This is a genomic window from Cardiobacterium valvarum (assembly GCF_900460955.1).
GTDB classification, from domain to species: Bacteria; Pseudomonadota; Gammaproteobacteria; order Cardiobacteriales; family Cardiobacteriaceae; genus Cardiobacterium; species Cardiobacterium valvarum.
In genome coordinates, this window is the sequence record NZ_UFUW01000001.1 from 890,613 (window position 1) to 909,790 (window position 19,178).

Annotated in this window: 20 protein-coding genes and 4 pseudogenes; 13 read left to right on the forward strand and 11 right to left on the reverse strand. The window is 58.0% G+C overall.

Going from position 1 to position 19,178, the window contains the following annotated elements; genetic code table 11:
* From DY250_RS04350 to DY250_RS04360, 3 genes are all read left to right on the forward strand, one after another.
* Complete coding sequence (locus DY250_RS04350; protein ID WP_172542201.1) at positions 1-414, forward strand: regulatory protein GemA; 414 nt, start codon at positions 1-3, stop codon at positions 412-414.
* A complete protein-coding gene (locus tag DY250_RS04355; protein ID WP_115611129.1) occupies positions 411-794 on the forward strand; it encodes a Mor transcription activator family protein in 384 nt (127 codons plus the stop codon). The genes DY250_RS04350 and DY250_RS04355 overlap by 4 nt, the downstream gene beginning before the upstream one ends.
* A gap of 186 nt (positions 795-980) precedes the next feature.
* Entirely contained in the window at positions 981-1,766 is a 786-nt protein-coding gene (locus tag DY250_RS04360; RefSeq protein ID WP_177720002.1) for a DNA adenine methylase, read from the forward strand.
* 80 nt (positions 1,767-1,846) lie between these two features.
* Here DY250_RS04360 and DY250_RS04365 read toward each other — a convergent pair whose 3' ends face one another.
* Positions 1,847-2,335 (reverse strand): O-acetyl-ADP-ribose deacetylase, encoded by a 489-nt coding sequence (locus DY250_RS04365; RefSeq protein ID WP_115611131.1) that lies wholly within the window; start codon positions 2,333-2,335, stop codon positions 1,847-1,849.
* 161 nt (positions 2,336-2,496) lie between these two features.
* The gene (locus tag DY250_RS04370; protein WP_245951023.1) at positions 2,497-4,038 is read right to left on the reverse strand and encodes a S41 family peptidase; all 1,542 of its coding nucleotides are present in this window, start codon (positions 4,036-4,038) and stop codon (positions 2,497-2,499) included.
* A gap of 17 nt (positions 4,039-4,055) precedes the next feature.
* On the opposite strand from DY250_RS04370, the pseudogene DY250_RS14865 reads away from it, so the two are divergent.
* Both DY250_RS14865 and DY250_RS04380 read left to right on the forward strand, forming a co-directional pair.
* Positions 4,056-4,245: pseudogene (locus DY250_RS14865) on the forward strand (carbamoyl-phosphate synthase domain-containing protein); the annotation flags it as partial.
* Between the two features lie 84 nt (positions 4,246-4,329).
* Positions 4,330-4,788, forward strand: coding sequence for a hypothetical protein (locus DY250_RS04380; RefSeq protein WP_115611135.1), 459 nt, complete (start codon positions 4,330-4,332; stop codon positions 4,786-4,788).
* A gap of 83 nt (positions 4,789-4,871) precedes the next feature.
* Here the strand turns inward: DY250_RS04380 and DY250_RS04385 are convergent, their stop codons facing one another.
* The 3 genes and pseudogenes from DY250_RS04385 to DY250_RS04395 all read right to left on the reverse strand — a co-directional run bounded on the left by DY250_RS04385 (position 4,872) and on the right by DY250_RS04395 (position 7,090).
* Positions 4,872-5,660: a Cof-type HAD-IIB family hydrolase gene (locus DY250_RS04385; protein WP_115612771.1), complete on the reverse strand. Its 789-nt coding sequence runs from the start codon at positions 5,658-5,660 to the stop codon at positions 4,872-4,874.
* Between the two features lie 42 nt (positions 5,661-5,702).
* Positions 5,703-6,056, reverse strand: a pseudogene (locus tag DY250_RS14870) (TIGR02328 family protein); the annotation flags it as partial.
* 2 nt (positions 6,057-6,058) lie between these two features.
* Positions 6,059-7,090 carry a ribonuclease D gene (locus DY250_RS04395; RefSeq protein ID WP_115611136.1) on the reverse strand — a complete coding sequence of 344 codons (1,032 nt, stop codon included), beginning with the start codon at positions 7,088-7,090 and terminating at the stop codon, positions 6,059-6,061.
* 161 nt (positions 7,091-7,251) lie between these two features.
* Between DY250_RS04395 and rpsF the strand changes: the two genes are divergently transcribed.
* From rpsF to DY250_RS14510, 5 genes and pseudogenes are all read left to right on the forward strand, one after another.
* Positions 7,252-7,584: a 30S ribosomal protein S6 gene (rpsF, locus tag DY250_RS04400; RefSeq protein ID WP_006984038.1), complete on the forward strand. Its 333-nt coding sequence runs from the start codon at positions 7,252-7,254 to the stop codon at positions 7,582-7,584.
* A 3-nt stretch (positions 7,585-7,587) separates the two neighbouring features.
* Entirely contained in the window at positions 7,588-7,800 is a 213-nt protein-coding gene (gene rpsR, locus DY250_RS04405) for a 30S ribosomal protein S18 (RefSeq protein WP_006984037.1), read from the forward strand.
* Positions 7,801-7,809: 9 nt separating this feature from the next.
* The gene (gene rplI / locus DY250_RS04410; protein ID WP_115611138.1) at positions 7,810-8,259 is read left to right on the forward strand and encodes a 50S ribosomal protein L9; all 450 of its coding nucleotides are present in this window, start codon (positions 7,810-7,812) and stop codon (positions 8,257-8,259) included.
* 368 nt (positions 8,260-8,627) lie between these two features.
* Positions 8,628-10,079: a glycerol-3-phosphate transporter gene (gene glpT, locus DY250_RS04415; RefSeq protein ID WP_115611140.1), complete on the forward strand. Its 1,452-nt coding sequence runs from the start codon at positions 8,628-8,630 to the stop codon at positions 10,077-10,079.
* A 200-nt stretch (positions 10,080-10,279) separates the two neighbouring features.
* A pseudogene (locus DY250_RS14510) lies at positions 10,280-10,415 on the forward strand (IS5/IS1182 family transposase); the annotation flags it as partial.
* Positions 10,416-10,484: 69 nt separating this feature from the next.
* Here the strand turns inward: DY250_RS14510 and DY250_RS13920 are convergent.
* From DY250_RS13920 to DY250_RS13925, 4 genes and pseudogenes are all read right to left on the reverse strand, one after another.
* Positions 10,485-10,895, reverse strand: a pseudogene (locus DY250_RS13920) (transposase); the annotation flags it as partial.
* Between the two features lie 8 nt (positions 10,896-10,903).
* On the reverse strand, positions 10,904-11,254 hold the full coding sequence (locus DY250_RS04425) for an IS630 transposase-related protein (protein ID WP_218565537.1): 351 nt from the start codon (positions 11,252-11,254) through the stop codon (positions 10,904-10,906).
* Positions 11,255-11,532: 278 nt separating this feature from the next.
* On the reverse strand, positions 11,533-13,350 hold the full coding sequence (gene glmS, locus DY250_RS04430) for a glutamine--fructose-6-phosphate transaminase (isomerizing) (protein ID WP_115611143.1): 1,818 nt from the start codon (positions 13,348-13,350) through the stop codon (positions 11,533-11,535).
* A 182-nt stretch (positions 13,351-13,532) separates the two neighbouring features.
* Positions 13,533-14,042, reverse strand: a complete 510-nt coding sequence (locus tag DY250_RS13925) for a hypothetical protein (protein WP_172542203.1) — start codon at positions 14,040-14,042, stop codon at positions 13,533-13,535.
* 62 nt (positions 14,043-14,104) lie between these two features.
* Between DY250_RS13925 and DY250_RS04440 the strand changes: the two genes are divergently transcribed.
* A complete protein-coding gene (locus DY250_RS04440) occupies positions 14,105-14,572 on the forward strand; it encodes a flavin reductase family protein (RefSeq protein ID WP_245951150.1) in 468 nt (155 codons plus the stop codon).
* 34 nt (positions 14,573-14,606) lie between these two features.
* Here the strand turns inward: DY250_RS04440 and DY250_RS04445 are convergent, their stop codons facing one another.
* Together DY250_RS04445 and DY250_RS04450 are read right to left on the reverse strand one after the other, a co-directional pair.
* A complete protein-coding gene (locus DY250_RS04445) occupies positions 14,607-15,923 on the reverse strand; it encodes a hypothetical protein (protein WP_115611147.1) in 1,317 nt (438 codons plus the stop codon).
* A 112-nt stretch (positions 15,924-16,035) separates the two neighbouring features.
* The gene (locus DY250_RS04450; RefSeq protein ID WP_115611148.1) at positions 16,036-16,665 is read right to left on the reverse strand and encodes a cation diffusion facilitator family transporter; all 630 of its coding nucleotides are present in this window, start codon (positions 16,663-16,665) and stop codon (positions 16,036-16,038) included.
* Positions 16,666-16,731: 66 nt separating this feature from the next.
* Here DY250_RS04450 and DY250_RS04455 point away from each other — a divergent pair, with 66 nt between their 5' ends.
* Together DY250_RS04455 and DY250_RS04460 are read left to right on the forward strand one after the other, a co-directional pair.
* Complete coding sequence (locus DY250_RS04455; protein ID WP_115612772.1) at positions 16,732-17,112, forward strand: MerR family transcriptional regulator; 381 nt, start codon at positions 16,732-16,734, stop codon at positions 17,110-17,112.
* Positions 17,113-17,279: 167 nt separating this feature from the next.
* A complete protein-coding gene (locus tag DY250_RS04460; RefSeq protein ID WP_115611150.1) occupies positions 17,280-19,169 on the forward strand; it encodes a PTS mannitol transporter subunit IICBA in 1,890 nt (629 codons plus the stop codon).
* The last annotated feature ends 9 nt before the right edge of the window (positions 19,170-19,178 follow it).

Below are 19,178 nucleotides of genomic sequence, written 5' to 3' on the forward strand. Positions count from 1 at the left end.
ATGTATGCAGGCAACCAATCCGCGCGTATCCATATCGGCAAGAAAAAGCTGGGTATGGACGATGACACCTACCGCGCTTTCCTCATCCGCCTGACCGGCAAGGACAGCAGCAAGCACATGACGATGAGAGAGCGTAGCCGCGTTATCTTTGAAATGACCCACCTTGGCGCCTTCAAGGACGAACGCCGTCCGCTGACCCGCCAGCAACGCGCCTGCATCGCCAAGTGGTACGACCTGCGCAAAATTGGCGCGATAGTAAGCAAGGATAAATCCAGCCTGAACCGCTACGTCAAAAAATTCCTGGGCAAATGGAATGTCGCCGATTTGACGGACGAAGAAACCAACAAGCTCTACAACATGCTGGAAGGCTGGCTGCGTGATGAACGCGCCAAGCGCGGCTTGGGGCAACCATGAGCGGGGACAATTTCAAATGGGGCGTCAGCATCCCCGAACCCCGGTTTGACGTGAGCGGCGAGTTTTTCGCCGCGCTCGCCGATCACCTCCATGCGATCCTGACGAGCGAGGGCATCACCGAAGCCACTGCCAGCAAAGCCATTCACGAAACGCTGGTGCGCCTGTCACAGGCATTCGCCGGCGAAAAAATCTACATCACCAAGAATCCGGCCAACTTCGCGCGTTGGCTGTGCGCGTATCACGACCTGCGCTACATGGACTACCGCGACGTGGACCGCAAATACGGCTGGAGCCAGGGCTACAGCCTCAAAATCAAAGAGAAGATACAGGCATTGATGCAGCGCCGCACGCAGCTGCGTCTGCCGATAGAGAAATCCTAAACGAGTCTGATCGCGGCCAAGCGCCGCTGCATGGATAATCCCGCCTCAAGCAAACGGACGACCGGCGCAGTGTGGGGACACCGCGCCAGCCCTCACAGCGAAAGCACCGCTGCAAGCAAGGCCCGCTCCTCTCGCGAGAGGGCGGCAAGCCTACAAGAAGAATCTCTACACTTGCAAGAGGTATCCATGCCGACCAAAGCAGCGACACAACCGCGTCCCATCATCCCGTGGATGGGTGGCAAACGCCGCCTCGCCAAACATCTGCTGCCACTCTTCCCCGACCATTCCTGCTACATCGAACTCTTTGCCGGCGGCGCAGCGCTATTCTTCATGCGCGAGACGCCTGCCAAAGTCGAAGTGCTCAACGACATCAACGGCGACCTGACCAACCTCTACCGCGTCCTGCAACACCACTACGACGAATTCATGCGGCAGTTTGCATGGACCTTGACCAGCCGCCAAACCTTCGCCCTGCTGCAAAGCACCCCTTCCGAAACCCTCACTGACATCCAGCGCGCCGCGCGTTTCTACTACCTGCAACACACCGCCTTCGGCGGTAAAACCACCGGACAGAGCTTTGGCACGGCCACCACCGCAAGGGCATGGCGCATTGCCGGCATTGCTGAAGATCTGCGGGCAGCGCGGCGCAGACTGGACGGCGTGTATATCGAAAACGAACCCTGGGACCGCTGTCTCAAACGTTACGACCGCCCGCACAGCTTCTTCTACGCTGACCCGCCCTACTGGCAATGCGAAGGCTACGGCAGGGCATTCGGCTGGGAACAATACCAACTGTTGGCCGAAATGATGGGGACCTGCAAAGGCAAAATGATGCTGTCTATCAACGACCACCCCGACATCCGCACACTCTTCAAAGCCTTCGAACAATCCCCGCTGCAGCTAACCTACACCATGAGCCGGACGAAAGGAAAAGCACCCAGTGGCGAACTCGTCATCCGAAACTACCGCTAACAAAAAAAGCCGCCCTCACCGGCGGCCTTTTCCAACATTCGCAACAATGTTTCCATATTTGCGGATTTCCAAAATCCGATTTATAACGCGTTTCGCCCTGAATTATCACGCGCGGGATTAATAGACGGGCATTGCGGCAGGGTATCGCGTACGGTTTTCAGCGCAATGGCCGCCGCTTCTTTGCCCGGATAGCCGTATATGCCGGTGCTGATGCAGGGGAAGGCGATGCTGCGCACGTGGTGTGCTGCGGCGAGACGCAGGGAATTGGCGTAAGCGGCAGCGAGCAGCGCAGCTTCGCGGTGTCCACCACCGTGCCAGACGGGGCCGACGGTGTGGATGATGTAGCGAGCGCTCAGGCGGTAGCCCGCAGTGATTTTTGCTTCACCCGTTGTACAGCCACCGAGCCCACGACATTCTTCGAGCAATTCCGGGCCAGCGGCGCGGTGGATAGCACCGTCCACACCACCACCGCCGAGCAGGGTTTCGTTGGCGGCATTGACGATAGCATCCACATGCAGGGTGGTGATGTCAGCAACGGTGATGGTGATATTGTGATGGGTATTGTTCATGGATTCTCCTGTTATACCAATCCTGGAAATAATCCAAGTGTGTTGGCGTGCCTCACTGATCTCCCATAAAAATCGCGCAGCAATTTATATGGGAAAGCCGCGCCGTACTATCTGTACTGTTTTTGCCGCGCCACCTTCTCAGCTTAGCCCTGGAATTGGTATCAGCGGCTGAATCCAGCCGGGATTTTCTGTGTTTCTGTTTTGTCCGCAGGTTTTGCTTCTGTCTTCCCGGCGTTTTTGTTAGTGGTATTGTCCGTAGTCTTTGCGGCCTGTGTTGTGGGGGCACTATCCGCCGCTTGTCCTTCCGCAGGCGGTACAGCGTTGGCAGGTAGCTGGGTTTCCGGAGCGATGGTGGCTTGCAGGATGGCCATGGTTTTCAGCACGTTCAGCGCTTCGTAGAGGGCGAAATCCTGTTTGGCGAGATCGGGACTTTGCGGGTTTTGAGCGGTTATCTGGTTGGTGGGGTTGATGAGATGGTTAGGCAGCGAACTTTCCCGCTCGCTGATGCCTTCGTTTTCCGCCGGCTGCACGCGTAGCGGGGTGAGGATGACTTGCGGGGTGATGCCTTTTACCTGTATGGAATTGCCGGACGGGGTGTAGTAGTGCGCGGTGGTGAGTTTGACGGCGCCGCCGTGGTAGAGCGGGATGACGGTCTGCACGCTGCCTTTGCCGAAGGTTGGTTGGCCGACGATGACGGCGCGACGCTGGTCTTGCAGGGCACCAGCGACGATTTCTGAGCCGGATGCCGAGCCCTCGTCCACGAGGACAACGATGGGGAGCCCTGCGAGGATGTCGCCATCGCTCGCGAGGTATTGTTCTTCCTGGTCAGGATCGCGACCGCGCACATAGAGGATGGGGCCATTGTTGAGGAAAAGATCGGCGGTGGCGACAGCGCTGTCGAGGTAGCCGCCGGGGTTGTTGCGCAGGTCGATGATAGCGCCGCGCAGGGTGTGTTTGACGCGCAGCGCGGCGACTTCTTTTTCCAGCGCTTCGGTGGTGTCGTCCTGGAACTGGCTGATGCGCAGATAGGCATATTCGTCGGCAAGGATGCGCGAATTGACGCTGCTCGTCGCGATGATTTCGCGCAGCAGGCTGTATTCGACGATGCTGTCGCCGCGCTGCACGATGATTTTGACTTCGGTACCCGCCTCGCCGTTCATCAGTTTGGCAGTTTCATTCAGGGTGAGGTCGGCGACGTTTTGCCCGTTTACCTGAGCGATGATGTCGCCACTCTGAATGCCGGCACGCGCCGCAGGCGAGCCTTCTATCGCCGAGACGACGCGCATCGAGCCCGCCTTGATGTCAAGGACGACGCCGATGCCCGCATACTGGCCGTCGCTTTGCTGCTCAAAGTCCTGGTATTCCTTGTCATTCATATAGACCGAGTGCGGGTCAAGGCGGACGAGCATCCCGCGTATAGCCTTTTCCATTAGCGCTTCATTGCTGATGGTTTCGATGTAGTTGCCTTTCACGGTATCGAAGACATCGACAAAGGTTTTCAGCGCTTCAAAGGGGATCTCGTCATCAGGCTTGCTGCTGTCGAGCGAGGTGAGGGTGAGGTCAAATGCGTTGTCGTTATTCGGGGTGGGATTGGCCGTTACCGGGGTATTTTGCGCGAAGGTAGATGCGGACAATAAAACAGCGGCCAGCGGAAGATAACGGAACATGGTGCAGCAGTTCGGAAAAAAATGGGCGGTCAGCATAGCAGCGTCACCTCTAAATGTCATGGCAGTATAATTCGCGCGTTTTTGCACAAACTGGAGCCGCTGCTCATGCAGACCAACGCATTCTCGCCCTCGCCGACGGCAGTATATTTCAAGGACGCTCCATCGCTGCCACCAGCAGTTGCTACGGCAAAATCGTCTTCAATACTGTCATGACCGGACCAGGAAATCTTTACCGCCCCGTCTTCACTTTCCAAAGTGTGCCCCCGGCTCGCATGACACGGAAAACCTGTTTGTCCGCCTTGTGGTGGCGATGCGGGAGTGGCGGGTATGATCGTCATCGCCTTCTACTATGCGGCTATCTTCTATGACTTCTTTGGCTATCATTTATTTTACCTTGTAAGCGGGCGCCCGCCGGAGTACCAGGAATACTGGGGCATCCCAACCCTGACTTGCTTTTTGGTGGCGGGAATATCGCTGTATATCCCGCTCGGCAAAAGACTGGTCAGACTTTCACTGGCGACCAGAATTATCCTGGCAATAATCATTGCGATCCCAATTATCCGGATATATACAGAGCCTTTATTTGACTATTATTTGGAGCCCCAAAACTCTGATGACTTTGCATCGGTAGAATCCATTATGCGTCCCGTCTCATATCCGCTTGGGGAATTAAGGATATGGCTGAACGCTATTAGTAGCTTATGCGGAATAATCATGGTGCTGACTTGCCTGTTTTACCCGATATACAGCACTTTTATCGTTATCAGGAAGAGAATCCGGTCATAATTAAAAAGCAGCACGAATTCGTGCTGCTTTTTTTGCGTCTGGCGGTCGCCAAGCGGGATAACTTCCCGCTGTTGTCATTCGGTTTAAGCGGGAAATAGCCGTTCCAGCACTTGTGCCAAGCCATCTTCGTCATTCGATGCGGTGACGATGCTGCACTCGGCCTTGATGTCGTCTGGCGCGTTGCCCATCGCCACGCTGTAGCCCGCGTAGCGCAGCATGTCGAGGTCGTTGTAGTTATCGCCGAAGGCTACGCTTTCAGCGGCGGGGACACCGAGACGTCCGCCCATGAAGGCGATGGCCTGGGCTTTGGTCGCACGCTTGTTGACGATTTCAAGGTATTCGTCTTTGGAGCGGTGGATTTCGAGGTGCGGAAACTGGGGTTTGAGCCGCTCTTGCAGGGCGCGGATAACGGGTGCGTCGCCCATGACGAGGATTTTATGCACGTTAGTCAGGCTTGCGGGGCGTTTTGTCGCACGCAGACCGGTGATGTCGCCTTCCTGCACTGTCCAGAAGTTATCTGGATCTGGGCTGTACCAGTGCGTGCCCTGGTAGTAGTTGATAGAGGTTATGGCGGGGTCGTTTTCCAGCAGGGGTTCGAGGTGGTGCAGGTCGGCGTCGTCCAAAGTGACGCTGTAGAGTTCGTTAAGATCGCCATCCAGGATGAGGGCGCCGTTGAAGGCAATGAGCGGCTGTTTGCCACCAATGGCGTCGGTGAAGGGGGTGATGGCCAGCGGCGGTCTCGCCGAGACGAGGATGATGGGAATGCCCGCTTGGGCGAGTCGCTGGGTGATAGCGAGGGTGCGCGGGCTCATGCGGTGTGCGCGGTTGAGCAGGGTGCCGTCAATGTCGCTGTAGATGGCGCGGTAGGTCATGGGTGGGACTCCGGGGGTTGGTGGGTAGTCGTGTATATAATGGATGCCTTTGCCTGCGAGGTTGTCTAAACATTCGCGCAGGTAGGCGGCATCGTGTTCGGGATAGATAGGGTTGGCGACAGCGACGGCGGGCAGGTCGTGGTAAGGCGCGCGGTTTTTGCCGCGATGGCCCGGTTCGTCCCAGACGGGGTCAGGATGGTAGCCGCGCCGCCGCATTTCTTCCATGATGAGGCGATGGTAGGCGTAGAGCAGGTAGGGGCTGTGGGTGAAGACGTAGTTAACGGTCGCGTGTGCCCGTCCCCAGCCGTTACCGCGCAGGGCTGCACATTCGCGGTGTTGCCCCAGCAGTTGTTGGCGGGGCAGGTGGGGGATAAGGGTCTGATGCCAGAGTCGCATGGTCAGAGCAGTTTTTGCAGTTCTTCACGCAGATAGGCAGCGCGCCAGCCATACAGTAGCGGGCTGTCGGCGCTTGGATTGGCGCAGAAGTGTTTGAGGGTGCGCGCGGTGGCGAGCAGGTCGGGGTGGATACCAAGATCAATGGCGGTGTCGGCCACATAGCGGCAGAGTTTTTCGTACTGCTGGCGACGCGTATGACTGAGTCGCGGGCTGGACGGTTGGGCGGGCGGGGGCGTATCAGCGGCAAAACGCTCGCTAAGGTAGGGCAGCTCTTGCCAGAGCGGGTGGTCTGCGCTCAGATATTCAGCAAGCGCTTCGAGGGTTGGCGGCTGTTTTTGCGCGATAGCGATGAGCTGGCGGTCGCTCATGATGGTGCGGCGCGGCAGGTCTTGCGCAGCGGCAAGGCGTTCGCGGGCTTCGGTAAGGATTTGCGCGACGCGGCGGTCGCTTGCGCGCAGTTGTGGTGCGCCTTGCAGGCGGTACCAGTGCCAGGGTTCGCGCGGACGTGTCTGCCGCGCTAGCAACGCCGCGTTTTCTTCCGCCCACCAGCCCAGGCGGTTCAAGCGGCGCAATTCAGCGACCAGATAGGGATAGAGGCGGGCAAGCAGTTCGACATCGGCGGCAGCATAGGCGCGCTGTTCGGCATTAAGCGGGCGCGCTAGCCAGTCGCTGCGGGTCTGGCTTTTGTCCGGGCTGATGCCAAGGAAGTGTTCGACGAGCTGCGCATAGCTAACAGCGAGATACGGCGAGCAGAGGGCGAAGCCGATTTGAGTATCGCGCACAGTCCGCGGCAGTGCGCCGCCACAGAGTTGCATGAGTTCGAGGTCCTGTGCGCCAGCGTGCAGGACAACAGGCGCGGAGTGATGCAGGATGTTGTGCCACGGCACAGCGTCTGCGCCATCCAGCGGGTCATACAAATGCGCGCTGCTGCCCGGCTGGCAGGTTTGTACCAGGGCGAGTTTGGGGATGTAGCTGTGCTCACGCACGAATTCGCTGTCGTAGCAGAGGATGTGGTGGGGGTCAAAATCTTCCATAAGGGTTCCCGGTTGGATACGGCGCGGCACGGTAGCATGAACGATGCTGGCGGGAAAGTTTGTTTTGCGGCGGCTTTTCCGTATAATCCGCGCACTTGCCGGTTCACCGGCATTTCCTTGCCGCCATATGGCGGCTTTGTTTATCCATAAGGAATCTTCTGATGAGACATTATGAAATCGTTTTCCTGGTCCACCCCGACCAGAGCGAACAGGTCAATGCGATGAGCGAACGTTACCGCGCCGTCGTGGAAGCCGCCGGTGGCAAAATCCACCGCTTCGAAGACTGGGGCCGCCGCGTGCTGGCTTATCCGATCAACAAGCTGGTCAAGGCGCACTACGTGATGATGAACATCGAATGTGATGCCAAAACACTGGAAGAACTGGAAACCAGCTTCCGTTTCAACGACGCCATTTTGCGTCACCTCACCATCCGTCGCGACGAAGCCGTTACCGAAGCCTCGCCGATGGCCGAAAGCAAGAAGAAGGAGGGCTAAATCATGGCACGTCGCAGAACCTGTCGCTTCACTGCCGAAGGCGTGAAAGAAATTGACTACAAAGATCTTGAAACCTTGAAAGCGTTTATCAGCGAAACCGGCAAAATCGTCCCTGCACGCATTACCGGCACCAACGCGTTCTATCAACGCCAACTCGCGACTGCTATCAAGCGTGCACGTTTCCTGGCGCTTCTGCCCTATTCCGACCAGCACTAAGGAGGACGCATGAACATCATCCTGTTAGAAAAAGTGGCCGGACTGGGCGAACTTGGCGACCGTGTGGACGTCAGAGCAGGCTATGCCCGCAACTTCCTCATTCCGCAACGCAAGGCTACCGAAGCGACCAAAGCGAATATTGAGCGTTTTGAAGCCCGCCGCGCCGAGCTGGAAAAACAGCAAGCTGCCAAACTGGCCGATGCCGAACAACGCGCCGCCGCATTGTCTGGCAAAGTACTGACCATCCTCGCCAAAGCCGGTGACGAAGGCAAACTGTTCGGCTCCGTCGGCACCCAAGACATCGCCGATGCCGCCATGCAACAAGGACTGAAACTGGCCCGCAGCGAAGTGATGATGCCGCACGGCACCATCCGCGAGATTGGGGAATACACCATCTCCCTGCACCTCTTCGCCGGTATCAGCACCGAAGTGCTGGTGCGCGTCGTCGCTGGCGAATAACTCCTACATGACGACATATCAAGACCGGAAAGCGACAACGCCTTCCGGTTTTTTTATATGCGCCCCTAGCATAGATCACTGGTCGTGCCCAAAGAGATCAATATCCGGCGCGGCGGACATCATTATCTGCCCTACCGCCTTAATTCGTGTGGAAATCACAGCAGTTTCCTCAAATAAAATATGGCATCGCCTACCCCAGGATTATATTGCGTACCCTCCGCTGACCGCCGCTGCGAATCCCCAGAAAAAAACGTAAATTCACGCGACAATCACAAAAATTTGGTACTTCACCGAGAAACCACTACAATCCGCGCCCAAGATGCGGCATGACATGCCGTTTCAATCCTGTTAACCCCTTTGGAGCCCTTATGATTGGCATATTCAAACCATCGTCAGATGCCCCTCGCTTACCGGCTGACAAAGTCGATTCCACCTACCGTCGCCTGCGTTGGCAAGTATTCGCAGGCATCTTCTTCGGTTACGCCGCCTACTACTTCGTGCGTGGTAACTTCGACCTTGCGCAAAAAGGTCTGATTGAAGCTGGAATGTACACCAAAACCCAGCTTGGTATCATCGGTACCGGTACTGGTCTTGCCTACGGCCTGTCCAAATTCCTGATGGCATCTATCTCTGACCGTTCCAACCCCAAAGCCTTCCTGCCCTGCGGCTTGCTGCTGTCCGGCCTGTGCATGACCCTGATGGGCCTTGCGCCCTGGGCTACATCCAGCGTCGCTATCATGTTTGCCTTCATCTTCCTCAACGGCTGGTTCCAAGGCATGGGCTGGCCGCCCTGTGGCAAGACTATGGTGCACTGGTGGTCAAAAAAAGAACGCGGCACCATCGTGTCCATTTGGAACTGCGCGCATAACCTCGGCGGCATGATGCCGGGCGCTATGGTTCTGCTTGCTACTTTCATCTTCGCCAGAAATCACCCGGAAATTACCGACGTCAAAGCCATGCACGTCTGGCAACAAGCTCTCTACTATCCAGGTGTAGTCGCTATGCTGCTCGCCGTGCCAGTGTACTTCGTCATGAAAGACACCCCACAATCCTGCGGCCTGCCGCCGATTGAGCAGTGGAAAAACGACTACCCAGAAAACTACGACGAGAAAACGGCAGAAAAGAACCTCACCACTAAAGAAATCTTCCTGACCTACGTTCTGAAGAACCGTCTGCTGTGGTATATCGCCTTTGCCAACATCTTTGTGTACCTCATTCGCTACGGCGTACTCAAATGGTCACCGGTGTATCTCGGTGAAGTTAAACACTTCAACATCAAGGGCACCGCTTGGGCTTACACCATTTACGAACTCGCCGCTATCCCGGGCACACTGCTCTGCGGCTGGGTATCGGACAAACTCTTCAAAGGCCGTCGTGGCCTGACCGGTGTTGTCTTCATGATAATGACCACTGCCGCCGTTGTTGCTCTGTGGCTGAACCCGGCTACCCCGGAAGACCAACTGGCCAACTACGCTCATTGGTACGAAAACCCCTACCAGCTCACTGACTTCATCCTGATGACCACCATCGGCTTCCTCATCTACGGCCCGGTTATGCTCATCGGTTTGCACGCCCTGGAGCTCGCGCCGAAAAAAGCTGCTGGTACCGCCGCAGGCTTCACAGGTCTCTTCGGTTACCTCGGTGGCACCGTGGCTGCGTCTGCTGTTATCGGTTGGGCGGCGGATCGCTTCGGCTGGGACGGTGGCTTCCGTGTTATGGTCACGGGCGGTGTGATTGCCATCATCCTGCTGGTTATCACCACCATCGAAGAAGGCAAACACAAAGCCAAAATTCCCGAATCCGAACGTTTGCAAAAATAAACCCTGTCTAACGGCAAAAAAGAGGGGAACCCAATGGATTCCCCTCTTTTTCTTGTGTAAGTATCAGTCCCTTCGTACGCGACAAAAAATCCCCTGTAATCGCGTCGAGTCCAGCATTTATGCCGCTTGGCACAGAAAAAATTCTTCCCCCGTGGGGAAGGCTTAAAACGTGTTCATAATCTCTGCTATAAACTATCGGCATGAACAGGAAAGCCTACCCAAGCGATATTTAAGTCGCACACAATTTGCCCCCTTCTCCCTCTTTTGGAAAGTGCCCATAAACGCACAGCACCGCGCAAAGTGGACTTGTACGATGTCTTTTGTGCCATTCTCTATAGTCGAATCGCTAATAACGAGAGTAAAGAACCAAAACAGCAGGGCATTCACATCAGCCAACCGCCATTGTTTCCTCAACCGTTTGATCCATGCCCATGTCTTCTCTATCGGGTTGAAATCCGGGCTATAGGGCGGAAGCCACAGCACCGTATGTCCCTCAGCCTGTAACGCATCCAGCGTGTCCTGCCGTTTGTGGAAGGAGGCGTTGTCCATCACGATCACGCTGCAGGCGGGCAGTTCCGGCAGCAGTATTTCTGTCGCCCATGTGTGGAAAACATCGCTGTCTATGCTGCAATCAAAGGCAGTGAAAGCAAATGGCACGGTGCCACACAGGGCGCCTATAACGTTGGTTTGTGCCTTGCTCCATCCGGATACGCCTGCGCATTTTTGCCCGCGTGGTGCATAGCCGTAAGGACGGGAGATGTCTTTTCTGAAGCCGCTTTCATCGATATAAACAAATGGATGCAGGCGTGCTTCATAGACACTTTTTACTTCGGGGAATTCACGGCGTTTTTCTTCGTCTGCCTTGCGGTGGCGGAAGTCTTTTTTTTAACGGTGAAGCGATAGCGTTTGAGCGCCTTGCAGATGCCGTTTTGCGAGCAGCCCAAACGTGCAGCCCTTTCCCATTGATAGTCATCAGGGTGCTCGGCGACGTCTTGCCGGATGACTTCTTCTGTGAGAAGACGGGGCGTAGAACGGCGGCTGCCTTTGGGTTGTGGCTGTTTCTTCCAGGTAGCAAGGGTGTTGGGGCTGATGCGGTGTCTGGCTGCCACTTCGCGATAGGTGCTATCTTCGAGTTCTGCAAGGATTTTTTTACGGATATGGGCTGGATAGGTCATAATTTTGATGGTTACTGTTTTTTTGCTATTTAACTACCCCCGGTTCGCCGTCGGGTTTGCGTCCGATATGTCCGCCTCTCTACGCTATCAGCTGCACCATCTCGCCTGGCGGTGGTACCGTCTTTTTGTTCAGGATGTACGCCGCCTGCCATTCTTCGCAGGCTTTGGAGATGTTCACGTTGGGGCTGTTGGCGATGGTTTCTGCAAGGATGATGGCTCTGCTATCAGGGAATGGGTATACGCCCGATTTTGCAACCAGGCAGTCTCTTTGTACGACCTTATTCCACCGTCACCGATTTGGCGAGGTTGCGCGGCTGGTCTACGTCCGTGCCTTTCAGCAGTGCGACGTGGTAGGCAAAAAGTTGTAGCGGGATGATGCCGGCGATGGCGGCGGTGAGGTCGTCAAGCTGGCCGAGGCGGATGATTTGTGCGCTGGGGAAGCCTTCGAGGGCGACGCGGTCATCGGCAAAGAGGATGAGGCGGCCGCCGCGCGCCTGCACGACTTCAAGGTTGCTGATGACTTTTTCAGCCAATGCGTCGTGTTTGATGAGGGCGATGACGGGCATGTGTTCGTCCACCAGCGCCAGCGGACCGTGTTTGAGTTCGCCGGCGGGATGCGCTTCGGCGTGGATGTAGGCGAGTTCTTTCAGTTTGAGCGCGCCTTCGGCGGCGAGCGGGTAGTTTTCGCCGCGCCCCAGGTAGAGGCAGCCGTGGCGGTGTTCGAGGCTTTTCGCTGCTTGGGCGATGGCGGGTTCGAGGGCGAGGATGTCGTGCAATTCACGCGGCAGGCGGTCGAAGGCGGCGAGCCTTTCGCGGCTGTAGGCGCGGCCTTGCAGTTCGGCGATGATGGCGTTGACGAGGTGCAGCACGGCAAGCTGGGTGACGAAGGCTTTGGTGGAGGCGACGCCGATTTCCCGCCCGGCGCGGGTGAGGATGGTGTGCGCGGCGGCGCGGGTCAGCGCGCTTTCGGGAACGTTGCAGATGGCGAGATTGTCGAGATAGCGCCCGTCCTGTTTGCCTTTTTCTAATGCGGCGAGGGTGTCGGCGGTTTCGCCGGATTGGGAGAGGGTGATAAGCAGGGTGTCTGCCGGCACGGCGATGGGGCGGTAGAGGTATTCGCTGGCGTATTCAACGCTGGTCGGGATGCTGTTTTGTTCGAAGTGGTATTTCATGACCAGCCCGGCGTGGTAGCTGGTGCCGCAGGCGATGATGTGGATTTGCCGCGTGCGCGCGAGGCTCGCGAGCAGTTCCGGGCGCAGGCTGGTGAGATGCAGTTCGCCGTGAGCGAGGCGGCCTTCGAGGGTGTCGGCAATCGCGGTCGGCTGTTCGAAGATTTCTTTTTGCATGTAGTGTTTGTAGCCGCCTTTACCGGTGAGGTCGGCGCTTTGTTCACTTTCGCTTTCGACGCGGGAGACGGGGGCACCGAAAGCGTCGTATATCTGGTAGCCGTCTTTTGTGATGCGCGCACTATCGTTTTCCTGCATGGAGACGAAGCGGCGGGTGACGGGCAGGAGGGCATAGATGTCGGAGGCGGCAAAGTGTTCGCCGATGCCGAGGCCGATGACCATCGGCGAACCGTGGCGGGCGGCGATGATTTCGCCGGGACGGTCGGCAGCGAGCACGGCGATGGCGTAGGCGCCGCGCAGACAGGCAGTAGCGGCGAGCACGGCGGCGTGCAGGTCGTCGCGGTAATGGCTGTCGATGAGGTGGGCGATGACTTCGGTGTCGGTGTCGCTGTGGAAGGTGTAGCCGCGCGTGCGCAACTCGTCGCGGATTTCCTGGTAGTTTTCGATGATGCCGTTGTGGACGACGGCGATGCGATCGCCGCTCATATGCGGGTGGGCATTCCGTTCGCTTGGCACGCCGTGCGTCGCCCAGCGGGTGTGGGCAATGCCGCTCGTGCCGCTGAGTTGCTCTTCCTGTACTTTGGCGACGAGGCTCGCCACTTTACCGACGGCGCGGCAGCGCTCAATGCGGCCATCGTGACAGATGGCGAGTCCTGCCGAGTCATAGCCGCGATATTCGAGGCGTTTCAGGCCTTCAAGCAGGATGGGGGTGATGTTGCGTTCAGCAACGCCGGCGACGATTCCGCACATGGGATGCTCCTTAGGGGTGTGAGTAATGATGGGCGCGCAATATAGCCGCTTGGTCGCAAAACCTAAAGCGTTGCGACAAAGAAGCGGGTAACGGAGTAACCCGCTATCCCGCTTGGCGGGTGCGATGGTTAACCCTGCCAATTGAAAATCCCGCCGCTGCCCCAATCACAACCTCTTCCTCATCACTCTGCAAGGTAATTGATGAAAACCCTCATCATCGGCGCGACGGGCGCCACTGGCCGCGCCCTGCTGCCTCTGCCCCGGCGGTAGAACGTATCGATAGCTATGGTCGCCGTGCTCCGGATGTGATCGACGCCAAGCTGCACAATCACGTCATCGACTTCCATCAGCCGCAGCAATGGGTGGACGAAGTGCGCGGCGATACCGTCTTCATCTGCCTCGACACGACGCTGAAAGCAGCGGGCAGCAAAGACGCGCAATGGCAAATTGACGACCAGGCCGCGCTTGATTTTGCCCGTGCCGCCCGGCAAAACGGTGCGGGCACACTGGTATTGGTTTCTGCCGCCGGCGCCAATGCCCGCTCGCCCTTCTTTTATCCGCGCATGAAAGGCGCGCTGGAAGAGGCGATCACTGCGCTTGGTTACTCGCGCCTGCGTATCTTCCGTCCGCCGTTGCTTATCCGCCCGGACAGCGACCGCCCCGGCGAAAAAATCGGCGCTCGCATCCTGCACGGTCTAAGAGCGCGTCCTGGGTTGGTCTCTTCAACTTCGCGCCAACCAAAATCACCGCCATCATTGACCGCGCTGCCTACACCCGCCGCCTCATCGAAGAAAGCGGCTACCTCGGCGTACAAGTGCCGTTTGCGGGGCAGGCCGCACAAGTCGTTGCCTTCGGCAGCACGAGTGGCCGCAACAACCCGCACAAACTGGCGGATTGCGGCGCCGAAACCTTCTATCCGGAAGGGCATGGCACCCCGCTCATTAAAGGTTGCGCCGCCTACCTCATCTGCCGCCTCATCCCAGAGCCGCATAATCAGGAAAACTACGACCTTTTCCTCGCTGAAGCCGTCGCCGCCTGGGCGGATGAACGCATCTTCCGCGACGGGCACTGGCACTTCGATGATGTCGGCGACGATCTCAAAACCCTGCACTACGTCGCCGGTGGGCAGTTCTACCGCATCGGCAGCGGCTTGAACGTCGGCCATAGTTCCGGCGGATACCCAAAACCGCCCTTCGGGGCGGTATTAGGTTGTGCAGCGTAAACCCGGTGTTTATCCCACTTGGCAGCTGCTCAACTCAGCGCCGTTTGTTTTGGTAGTAGTCAACTTCGATGAAGAACGTTACGCAGGTTAGGGTGATACAGGCGCAGGCGAGGATATGCAGGGTTTTATCGCTGGGGAAGGTGAGGCAGCGGTGCAGGTACAGGCAGCTGCCGATGCCGAGGGTAGTTACAGTGGTAAGCAGGACGTTTATCCAGAAAAGACGGATAGTCATGAGCGGTATTGTGGTAGGAAAGGTGGGTTCGTTTTCCGCTGTAAGTGGTGGTGACGGGCGGCTGTGGATGACAGCATCCACGGCGGCAGCAATTTCCTTGCTGCTGTTCTCAACATCAGGCAGGTAGCCAACATCCATTTTGTAGTGGTTGCTGAGGCGGTCGCGGATGCGCAGGTAGTAGCGGCGGCTAATATCGCCATTGTCATCTTTCTGTTCTTCGATACAGGGTTCGATGTGGGTGATGTCCGTCCAATACAGGGTCAGTGGGTTGCCGATAATGTCGTCATCGGTAGCTTTGAGGAAATGCAGACCGCTGGCATTGATGGTGATCTGGCGGCAAGCGCCTTTGTGCAGGATGTAATTGCGGTAGTAAGTGATGAGGATGGTCAGGATGAGAAAACCGGCTAATGGCGCAATGGCTATGCTTTTTTCCAGCATATCGTGCACTTTCTTGGCAGGAAAAATATCGTACAAGTGCTGTGCGATGCCAGGCCAGCAGACAGCCAGCGCCAATAGCAGCAGCAAGAGGTGGCCGATGCTTGTCCAGACGATGGCCGGCTGCGTTTCGCTCCAGGTATGGCTGAAGTAAGCCGGCAGCGCGGGTGGGGCTGGCGGAGGTGTGCCATGCAGGAAATCCGTGGCAACGGCGGCAATTTCAGTGTAAATATGGATTTCGTTGAAGCGATAGTCGTGAAAATCGCGAAAGGTCTGTGGCGCTTCGCTACGCAGGATAATGCGCAGATGACTGATACGTAGATAGTCGATGTGGGCACTGACGCTATCAATGTCCTGCCAGCACCACTGTTCGTAGATTCTTCCCCTGTCGGTATAGACGGTCAGACCCTGCGGGTCGCAGACGATGGCGGGGGCGCGGGGTTTGTTGTCCACACCATGGGTAGTGCATATGTCATGGATGGCAAAGGCACAGAGCGCGAGTCCCACGCATGGGATGAAATAGTGCGCGAAGCCTGATACCGAGGCGACGGGGATGGCGAAGAGGATGGCGACAGGCAGCAAGATCAACAGCATCGTCCAGGCAGCGCTTTTGTCGCTACTGTATTCACGCCCGCCCCAGCCATGAGTGCGCGGATCGTCAAGGTCGGGAATAAATTGGGGCATGAGGGTTTCTGTGAGTGGAAATTGCGTCAGATTTTGCCGGGGCGGTGCAGCGGGAGCAAGTGGGGCCGGTTTGCTTGGCCTGTATATCTGCCATGCACACGACGATTCTTTTTCAGCGCCATTCCCGCCAAGCCTGGTAGCTGATCTGCCAGCCGCTTTTCAGGATGAAGAGGGCGAGCAGGGCGCTGGCTGCGCTATCGACCCATTGCCAGCCGAGCAGCCAGGCGGATAGGCCCGCGACGATGGCGACCACCGAGCCGAGCAGGTCGGCCAGCACATGCAGGTAGGCGGCTTTGACGTTGAGGTTGCCATGATCGCCGTGCAGCATCAGGCGGGCGACGATAAGGTTGACCAGCAGGCCGGCGAATGCCACCGCCAGCATCGGCCCGGCCAGCATGGGCGTGGGGGATGCCCAGCGTTCCCACGCTTCATGCAGGATTAGCACGGCCACCAGTAGTAGCGAGGCGCCGTTAAGCAGGGCAAACCCTTTCTGCCCGCGCGGCGGGAGGAAGAGGGCGAGCAGGGCAAGGAAGAGCGAGAGGCTGTCGTTCGCCATATGCCCGGCGTCGGCGAGCAGCGTCAGGCTGTGGAAGAGCCAGCCGCCGAGCAATTCCACGCCCATGTAGGCGGTGATGATGGCGAAACTCAGCGCCAGGATTTTGCGGTTCTGCGGGACGTGGCTGTGCGTATGTCTGTGGCGGTGGCCATGCACGGCGGGCAGGCGCAGGGAGTGATTGTTCATGGCGATTTCCTCGCGGTGGTTTGTGATGGGCATGGTAAAGTCCGTAGTTACTACGAGGTCAAGCAGATGAAAATCCGGGAATTGAGTGCGCGTAGCGGGGTGAATGCCGAGACGGTGCGCTTTTATGAAAAGAGCGGGCTGTTACCGCCGCCGCAGCGCGCCGCCAACGGCTACCGCATTTATGACGAGGCGACGTTACACGCGCTGGCGTTCATCAAATCCTGCCGTGCGCTGGGCTTCGCGCTGGACGACATCCGCCTGTTGCAGCGGCTGAAAAGTCATCCAGCAGAGCATGACCGCGCCGATGCACTGGTGGCAGCGCAGTTGCAGCAGGTGGAGGAGAAGATTGCGCAGCTCATGGAAATCCGCGCCTTTTTGCAGTCGATTGTGTACGTCGGGGCGCATGACGCTGCCGATTGTCCGGTGTTGGGCAGCCTGGGCGGATAAGCGACTTGGAGCACCCAGCATTTACGCCGCTGGGGCCAGTAACCACGCCGCTTGGCGGCCCTCTTCTCCGTCTTTCCGTATAGCTTTCACCGCCCCCCCGCTATATGATGCGCGACGGTAGAACGTAAAGTTCTGTTCATTTATGCGAAATAACCTGCGGAGGCTTGATGTTTTCTGAATCCACGAAGTTGAAGGTGCAGCAATTTGGCCGCTTCCTTTCCAATATGGTGATGCCGAATATCGGCGCATTTATCGCCTGGGGCTTTATTACCGCCCTGTTTATCAAAACCGGCTGGTTCCCTGTGGCCGTCCTCGGCGGCTTCGGCGAGTACGAAGGCAAAGGCATCGTCGGCCCGATGATTACCTACCTGCTGCCGCTGCTCATCGGCTACACCGGCGGCAAACTCGCCGGCGGTGATCGCGGCGCGGTGGTTGGCGCAATTACGACGATGGGCGTCATCGTCGGTTCAGACATCCCGATGTTCCTCGGTGCGATGATCGTCGGCCCACTCGGCGGCTGGGCGATCAAAACCTTCGACCGCGCTGTGGACGGCAAAATCAAGAGCGGCTTCGAGATGCTGGTCAACAACTTCTCCGCCGGCATCATCGGCATGATTCTCGCCCTGCTCGCCTTCTTCGCCATCGGTCCGGCGGTGAAAGGGCTGTCCGGCCTGCTCGCGGCGGGGGTGGACGTGCTCGTCAAAAACGAATTGCTGCCGCTGACCTCCATCTTCGTTGAGCCTGCCAAAGTGCTGTTCCTCAACAACGCCATCAACCACGGCATCTTCTCGCCGCTCGGCATCCAGCAATCGCACGACGTTGGCAAATCCATCTTCTTCCTGATAGAAGCCAACCCCGGCCCCGGCCTCGGCGTACTGCTCGCCTACATGCTGTTCGGCAAAGGTTCGGCACGGCAGACCTCAGGCGGCGCTGCCATCATCCACTTCTTCGGCGGCATCCACGAAATCTACTTCCCCTACGTGCTGATGAACCCGCGCCTCCTGCTCGCCGTGATTGCAGGCGGCATGACCGGCGTCTTCACCCTCACCGTTATGCACGCCGGCCTTGTCTCGCCCGCCTCGCCCGGCTCCATCATCGCCGTCATGGCCATGACCCCGAAAGATACCTATCTCGGTGTGCTCTGCTCCGTTGCCGCCGCCTGTGCGGTGTCCTTCCTCGTCGCCAGCTTCTTTGTGCGCCGTATGCCGGCGAGCGGGGACGAAGAACTCTCCGCCGCGCGTGACAAAATGCAGACCCTGAAACTGGGCGCCGGTACCGATACGCATCAGTATGATGACCTGAAAACCGTGTACGTCGCCTGCGACGCCGGCATGGGATCCAGCGCGACCGGCGCCAGCATGTTGCGCAAAAAAGTGCAGGATGCGGGGCTTGCCATTGACGTGAAAAACTGCGCCATCAACGACCTGCCCGCCGATGCCCGCCTCGTCATCACCCACCAGGACCTCACCCCGCGCGCCAAAGCCCTGCGCCCCGAGGCCGAGCACCTCCCGCTCACCAACTTCCTCGACCGCGCTTTCTACGACCAGGTCGTCGCCAAGCTGAAAGTCGGCCACCACCCGCCCGCTGCCGCAGACAGCCGCAGCAACAAAGGCGGCAGCCCGCGCTACGCCTTCGGCCCGGAACAAATCTTCCTTGGCCGCCGCGCCCTCAGCAAAGAAGAAGCCATCCGCTTCGCCGGACGCAAACTCGTCGAAGGCGGCTTCGTCACCCCCGACTACGTTGAAGCGATGATCACCCGCGAAAACGACAGCTCGACCTACCTCGGCGAAGGCATCGCCATCCCGCACGGCACCCTCGTCGCCAAAGACGCCGTACTGAAAACCGGCATCGTCTTCTGCCAATACCCCGAAGGCGTCAGCTTCGGCACGAACGACAGCGACAAAGCCTACCTCGTCATCGGCATCGCCGCGCAAAACAACGAACACATCGGCGTCATCGCCGCGCTCACCAACGCGCTTGACAGCGAAGACGACATCGAAATGCTGAAAATCACCAGCGACCCGCAAGCGGTGCTGGACATCCTCAGCCGCAACTAAGGGGGACAC

Bases quoted from the DNA above. Each gene is read 5' to 3' on its own strand.
- DY250_RS04350 (WP_172542201.1), top strand. From the start codon at position 1: ATGTATGCAGGCAACCAATCCGCGCGTATCCATATCGGCAAGAAAAAG.
- DY250_RS04355 (WP_115611129.1), top strand. From the start codon at position 411: ATGAGCGGGGACAATTTCAAATGGGGCGTCAGCATCCCCGAACCCCGG.
- DY250_RS04360 (WP_177720002.1), top strand. From the start codon at position 981: ATGCCGACCAAAGCAGCGACACAACCGCGTCCCATCATCCCGTGGATG.
- DY250_RS04365 (WP_115611131.1), bottom strand. From the start codon at position 2,335: ATGAACAATACCCATCACAATATCACCATCACCGTTGCTGACATCACC.
- DY250_RS04370 (WP_245951023.1), bottom strand. From the start codon at position 4,038: ATGCTGACCGCCCATTTTTTTCCGAACTGCTGCACCATGTTCCGTTAT.
- DY250_RS04380 (WP_115611135.1), top strand. From the start codon at position 4,330: ATGATCGTCATCGCCTTCTACTATGCGGCTATCTTCTATGACTTCTTT.
- DY250_RS04385 (WP_115612771.1), bottom strand. From the start codon at position 5,660: ATGACCTACCGCGCCATCTACAGCGACATTGACGGCACCCTGCTCAAC.
- DY250_RS04395 (WP_115611136.1), bottom strand. From the start codon at position 7,090: ATGGAAGATTTTGACCCCCACCACATCCTCTGCTACGACAGCGAATTC.
- rpsF (WP_006984038.1), top strand. From the start codon at position 7,252: ATGAGACATTATGAAATCGTTTTCCTGGTCCACCCCGACCAGAGCGAA.
- rpsR (WP_006984037.1), top strand. From the start codon at position 7,588: ATGGCACGTCGCAGAACCTGTCGCTTCACTGCCGAAGGCGTGAAAGAA.
- rplI (WP_115611138.1), top strand. From the start codon at position 7,810: ATGAACATCATCCTGTTAGAAAAAGTGGCCGGACTGGGCGAACTTGGC.
- glpT (WP_115611140.1), top strand. From the start codon at position 8,628: ATGATTGGCATATTCAAACCATCGTCAGATGCCCCTCGCTTACCGGCT.
- DY250_RS04425 (WP_218565537.1), bottom strand. From the start codon at position 11,254: ATGACCTATCCAGCCCATATCCGTAAAAAAATCCTTGCAGAACTCGAA.
- glmS (WP_115611143.1), bottom strand. From the start codon at position 13,350: ATGTGCGGAATCGTCGCCGGCGTTGCTGAACGCAACATCACCCCCATC.
- DY250_RS04445 (WP_115611147.1), bottom strand. From the start codon at position 15,923: ATGCCCCAATTTATTCCCGACCTTGACGATCCGCGCACTCATGGCTGG.
- DY250_RS04450 (WP_115611148.1), bottom strand. From the start codon at position 16,665: ATGAACAATCACTCCCTGCGCCTGCCCGCCGTGCATGGCCACCGCCAC.
- DY250_RS04455 (WP_115612772.1), top strand. From the start codon at position 16,732: ATGAAAATCCGGGAATTGAGTGCGCGTAGCGGGGTGAATGCCGAGACG.
- DY250_RS04460 (WP_115611150.1), top strand. From the start codon at position 17,280: ATGTTTTCTGAATCCACGAAGTTGAAGGTGCAGCAATTTGGCCGCTTC.